Here is an 855-nt window from a genome sequence, read left to right as displayed (position 1 = left end):
GGCTTTGTTGCACAAATGGCTTGAAGGGCGGTCTTCCCCTTTCCCCGGACGGACTTATCCTACGGACACGGTGACGGGTATGCCAAGTGCGGTATAGCGGTTGAGTACCGCGATGCGGACTTGGATTTCCGCGACCTGCCGGTGGAAGTCCCGCGCTATGAGGCTCTGCCCCATCAGTTTCACACAATGCATCTTGCTTTCGACGCGGCTCTGGCGATGGTATCCGTTCCACCGTCGCCAGATAGCGCGACCGAGGTATCGCGACGCGTTGACCGCTTCGTTCCGAGCGATGGCCCCGGCGCTGGTGGGCTTCCACGGTTTGGCATTCTTCCGCGGCGGTATGACGGCGTGGGCATGGCGCTCGGCAATCGCGTCGTGGCATTTGCGCGTGTCGTAGGCCCCATCGGCGGTTACGGAGCTGATGTCCTGATCGGGCGGGATTTGGTTCAGCAATTCGGGCAGCATTGGCGCGTCACCGACATTGCTAGTGGTGACTTCTACGGCTCGGACTTCCAGCGTTTCTGCGTCGATCCCTATGTGTATCTTGCGCCAAACGCGCCGCTTCGGGCCACCGTGCTTGCGTGCGTTCCACTCGCCCTCACCTTTGGATTTGATGCCTGTACTATCGATCAGAAGGTTCAGCGGCCCGGTTCCTCCGCGATACGGGAGGCTGACATTCAGGGTCTTCTGGCGACGGCATAGTGTGCTGTAATCCGGCACCGCCCAGTCCAAATCGACCAGACGCAGCAGGCTCTGCACGAACCCGGTCGTTTGCCTGAGCGGCATCCCGAACAAAACCTTCAGGGTAAGGCAGGCCTGGATCGCAGCATCGCTGAAACGCTGTTGACGACCGCG

General features: G+C 60.7%; 1 protein-coding gene. It reads right to left on the bottom strand.

Going from position 1 to position 855, the window contains the following annotated elements:
* Positions 1-54: 54 nt before the first annotated feature.
* Positions 55-855, bottom strand: an 801-nt coding sequence (locus tag ACR0M9_RS21110; protein ID WP_480547736.1) for an IS5 family transposase, incomplete at its 5' end; no start/stop codon positions are given.

The organism is Ruegeria sp. CH2, assembly GCF_056537065.1.
This window is presented reverse-complemented; position numbering and strand designations above follow the sequence as displayed.